This window comes from Bacillus sp. C30 (assembly GCF_040838255.1).
GTDB classification, from domain to species: Bacteria; Bacillota; Bacilli; order Bacillales; family Bacillaceae_G; genus Bacillus_A; species Bacillus_A mycoides.
Map to the genome: position 1 here is coordinate 1 of NZ_JBFPJH010000221.1, position 5,486 is coordinate 5,486.

The following is a 5,486-nucleotide window of genomic DNA, read 5'->3' on the forward strand; positions in this document are numbered from 1 at the left end:
CAATGTATAAAAATGTATATTATTCGAAATATTATAATTCACAGAAGAACCTCTAGTATCCCACTTACTAGAGGTTCTTTCCATCTTACTATTCTTTAGTTTTTTCTACTTCTTTTTCCTTATCTTCTACTACAGATACAACAGGTTTATCATTTGCTAATTGTTGTACTGCCCCTTTTCCTGCAAACCCTTCTAATAACTCTTTTAAATCAATACCAGAAGAAGCTTTTAGTGTTTCCTGCATTGTTGCCATTAAATCAGTCGCATAACCCGCAACTTTTCCAGCGCCGCTATTCTTACCACCGCCGCCTGTATCGACAACTGTAATTTTATCAATATTGCTAAGTGGACTTGCAATTTCTTTCGCATAACTCGGAAGCATTTTTAGAACCATATCCATAATTGCCGCTTGCCCATATAATTCAAATGCTTCTGCAATTTTTTGTTTCGCTTCTGCTTCTGCTAAACCTTTTAACCTAATAACATCTGCTTCCGCTGTACCTTGCGCCTTTTGTACTTCTGCCTTTGCCTGACCTTGTGCTTTTTCAATTTCTGCTTTTGCTAAACCTTCTACACGAACTTCTTCTGCACGTGCTCTTGCTTCTGCTTCAATTTTATATTGATCCGCATCTGCTTTTTTCATTTGTTTTACTTTTTCCGCTTCAGCTGATTGTTCAACAGCATAGCGATCTGCATCTGCCTTTTTCTTTACTTCTGCATCGTATTGCTTTTCACGACGCGCAATCTCTTTTTCTTCTAACTCAATTTGCTTTTCACGCTCAATGATTTTAACTCGCATTTGCTCTTCTGTAACACCTTGTTGTGCTTTCGCTTGTTGTAATTCATAAGAAAGATCTGCATCTGCGCGAGCTTGTTCTTGGTCTCTCTTATAAGATTGTACTTTTAATTCCTTATGTTTTTCAGCTTCAGCGATTTGTGCATCACGTTGATATTCCGCTTCTTTTGCTTCTTTCTCAGCACGAGCTTTTTCAATTCGTGCCTCTTTTTCACGCTCTGCATTTGCAACTGTTGCATCACGCTTAACCATTGCAATTTGCGGCTGACCAAGTGCATCTAAGTAACCGTTTTTATCCATTATTTCTTTAATTGTAAAGGAAACGATGCGAAGTCCCATCTTCTTCAAATCAGTAGAAGCCACTTCATGCACCTTTTGTGCGAATTGCTCTCTATTACTATAAGCATCTTCTACTGTCATAGAAGATAAAATAGCACGTAGATGCCCTTCTAAAACTTCTTTTGCTTCTACTTTTAACTCTTCCGTTTCTTTTCCTAAATATTGTTCAGCTGCTGTAGAAACTTCTTCAATTGTCGATCCTACTTTAATAATAGAAACACCGTTTACTGTAATCGGTACACCTTGTTTCGTATATGTATCACGTGTTCCAACTTCTAATTTGTAGTTTAATAAGCTAAGAAGTTCTGCCCGTTGCATAATTGGAACAACGAAAGTACCACCACCGCGGATAATCTTAATCTTCTTTCCATCATCAGTGGTAACGACATTCTTTCCACCACCAAGCCAGTTCCCTGTTACAATTAATGCTTCGTCCGGGCCAACTGTACGATACTTCGTAATAAATACTAAAATGAGTAGAAGTAAAATTGCGAGTAAAACTCCACCGATAATTAATGGAATCGTCATGTAAATTCCCCCTTATAATTTTGGTTTTTTTAAAGAATAAGCAATGTTTTGTACAAGTAAAACTCCATCTTGAACTCCCTCAATAATGACCTCGGTTCCTTGTGAAATATCTTTTTTCCCAATTGTTTTCGCTGGTATTGCATTACTTCCAAATTGAGATGAGATTAATACTTCACCAAATCCTTCTGTAGGAATTGTCGTAATGACTTCCCCCTTGCAACCAATGAATTCATCCATACGTTGCACAGTATTTTGTTCCGCTTCTGCAATTGGTTTTAAAATTAGTATTTTCATTATGAAAACACCGATAAAAGATATAGCAAATGAGGACCCGAAAATAACGAGACTATTATAAGAATATAAATATTCTCCTATATAACTAAGTCCACATAACATGGCGAAAAAACTAAGTAGCAACGTTACAACGGATACAGATCCTCCACCAAAGCTAAATATTGATTCAAATATATCTCCAAAGAAGATATAAATGACAGTAAGTATAGTTGCAATTATGAATCCGTATAAATAAATTGTTTCAAGTGGATAACCAAACAAGACCATTTCTTATCCCCCTTTCTTAAACAATTCCTTTTTTGTTATGTGTATGCCCCACCTCTTCCAGAAATATTAATCTTAATTTTCAGTTATTTACTTTTTAAAGAAAAACCTGTAAGATAGGTCTCTAAAAAAGAACAGGAGAAACCTATTGTGACAGGCTCCTCCTAGTGAATAACCGATATATTGTATATCTATATAATATACTGTTTTCCACAAAAAGTAAAGTTAAACATACATTGGAAGAGTACTTATTTTATCCCGCTATTTGTGGGAGTCTTACTGCCCGTAAATGCCCGATTGGTTCAACTAATAATCAGTGGGGGATGAACAGAACCCCCACTGATTAAAGTTTCACTTTACTGATAATGTGTATGTTCCATCACCATTATCATATTTATATACATTCAAGTAATACTTACCTGGTTTTGCATTAAATTTTGCTTCTATATGATTTCCATTAGCTTGACCGTAAGCTGCGTAATTTTGCATATCTGATTCATGGTGAAGTACCCATGTCATCCCGATTCCATACTCATTTAAAACAGAAATATCGATATCTTTCGCTGATGCGACATTAAATGTATAAACATCGGTGTGATCCCCACCGATAAGGCTACCTTTTATAGTAGTGTTTAACCCAATACGATTTGCTTCTTCTGGACGATTATTTGGTTCTGATTCTGTTACACTTCCATCTTTAATTGTAACAGTTGTTTCGCTTCTACTCTCTTTTCCTTTATCATCTTTTACTACTAACGCTACTTTATAAGTTCCTTCTCTTTCATATGCATGTACTGGATTAACTTCTTTACTTGTTCTGCCGTCTCCAAAATCCCATAAATAAGAAACGATTTTTCCATCTTCGTCTTTTGATCCATCACTTTTGAATTGAATTCCCTCTTTTACAAACCCATTATAAGGTCCGTTTACATTAACCGTCGGAGCTTTATTTTCTCCGTCATCTTTTGCGATACCATGGAAGACTACATCATATTCAAATTCATTTGAACTATTCACACGATAATTAACGAAGTATGCTGTAACCGTTTTGTAGCCACTCCATTCTTTTTGCGTCAATTGTTCTAAAGCCTCATTTACTCTTTTACTCATTGCTTTCCAGTCTTCTGACTCACCTTTTGTTACACTACCTGTAAACGTGCCTTCTAATGTAAATGTATTAAAGAATTGAGATGTATGCTTTGTCATTTTTGTATCTTTCATAGACAACGTTTCACTAATTTCTTTCTTCACTTCTGTTAGTGTGCATGTTCAGCTAAATAATCATCTGCTACTTCCGGCACATTGTACTTATCTTGATTATCAATTAACTGCTGCATATACTCTTGATACTCTTTATTTAACTTAGAATCTTTACTTAAAGTCTCACGATACGTATCATAATTTCCCACATCATTCGCACGAATTAAATCTTGAATTTTATCAAACGTTTCAAATTGATGAGTATATAAGTAAGACTGCAATGCGAACGAGTAGTTATAGAAATCCCAAGAACCATATTTAGCAAATAGTGTACGCTCTGCTGTATAACGGCTTGCAGGATCAGATGATAATCCACTAATTATGCTCTTTCTTGGTACAACGTTATTTGTACGAGTAGATCCTGCGAAAAATTCTGCATTCCCTTCTTGGAACCAAGTTAATCTTTCATTTTGATACATATCTCCTCTTCCAAATAAACTGGGAACTTCATATCTCCCTTGAAGATAATGAGTAAACTCATGACGGAATAACTCTTCTAAACTATAAATACTTTGCTCTGGCGTACGCTCATATGTAAAGAATGTCCCTGTCTCTTCAATATAAATTCCACCGTTGTTTGTTTCATATCCATACAATTGTCTATTTAACTGGTATTCGTCTGGAGTATTATAGATTACTATCGTTAATACGTCGTCTGCATTACCTTGTTCTAAAGCTTTGTCATTTCCGATCACACGATGATATTGCGCTTTTACTTCCTTCGCAGCCCAATATAATCTCTTAATTTTTTCTTCTGACACTTTATCCCCAGTTTTAAATACAATAGATCCATCGTCGAATGTATACGTTTTTGATAAGTATTGCTCTTTTCCTTCCTTACGTATCTTCTCTAAATCTACCGTATTCCCGCTATAATCTTTCCCATTATAGTTTGTTGTAATTTGTTCTACTGCAACAAAATACGGCTCACTTAAACGCGGGTACATATGCATTGCCTGTGTAACAACTTCTAATCCTTTATTTGGATTACTATGAAACTTACCTAAACGACTAGCAAAATAAATTCCATTATTAACGAGCCACTTATTTGCTGGTGTTACTTGATTTAAAAGAGCAATACGATTTATTTCATTAATAAACCCATCTACTTTCCCATACCACATTGTATCTTTTGCCTCTTTACGAGTTTCAAATAAATAAGATTGCATATCATAATCAATACCTTGCATCATATCGTATACAGCTTGTCCTTTCATACGATCGTCTACATATGTATGAAAATTATCATTATATTGTTTTAAAATATTAGCCGCATATTGAACCGTTTCAACATCACTTGAAGCATTACTAATTAATTTACCATATGCAGATACGACTGAATCTTGCTCATTTGTTCCAAGCTTAAAGTTGGGATTTTTCGCAATAGCTTTTAACGCTGGTAAACATTTGTCCTGGAAGCTTCTTTCATTTAAGTCGCTTAATTCATTATTATAAAATGCAAGATAAAAAGCTGAACGTAACACTTCAGTAAACGTTTGAATTCCTTTTGAATCATCTTTCGTAAATGTACTACCTCTATGAGCTAATTCGTCTATAATTACTTGCATTTTTCCGTTATCTTTATAAAAGGCTTTTGCATCTTCATTAAACTGGAATAAGTCTGTAATTTGGTGCCACTTAATACTGCCTAACGTTTCAATTAATTCTTGATCATTCATTTTGTTTAAATCAGCCATTGAATAGCTTTCTTTAGCTTGCTTTACTGCCGAGTTCTTCGTAATAGATGCTGGTCGCTGTGAAAAATCTCCTACTTTTAAACGTTCTTGAAATGATAATGTTTCCTCGGCTTTAGAAGCGTGTCCGATCTCATCTACTGGTTTTTCAATTCCAACTGGTTTCGAATGCAATACATTATACGGTACCTTTTCTTCTGCTGATACATTCGTTTGAATTGCTCCGAGCGATAGCGCCATTGTACTAATACTAAGCAGCACTTTATTGACCTTTGATTTCTTGTTCATATTATTGCCCCCCTATTTATATA

2 protein-coding genes and 1 pseudogene are annotated in these 5,486 nt (G+C 35.0%); all 3 read right to left on the bottom strand.

The window, feature by feature from the left end; genetic code table 11:
• Positions 1-88: 88 nt before the first annotated feature.
• Entirely contained in the window at positions 89-1,663 is a 1,575-nt protein-coding gene (floT, locus tag AB3X49_RS16840; RefSeq protein ID WP_002125100.1) for a flotillin lipid rafts scaffold protein FloT, read from the bottom strand.
• Between the two features lie 12 nt (positions 1,664-1,675).
• Positions 1,676-2,224, bottom strand: coding sequence for an NfeD family protein (locus AB3X49_RS16845; RefSeq protein WP_016121430.1), 549 nt, complete (start codon positions 2,222-2,224; stop codon positions 1,676-1,678).
• Positions 2,225-2,572: 348 nt separating this feature from the next.
• Positions 2,573-5,463: pseudogene (gene colA, locus AB3X49_RS16850) on the bottom strand (collagenase ColA).
• Positions 5,464-5,486 lie beyond the last annotated feature (23 nt).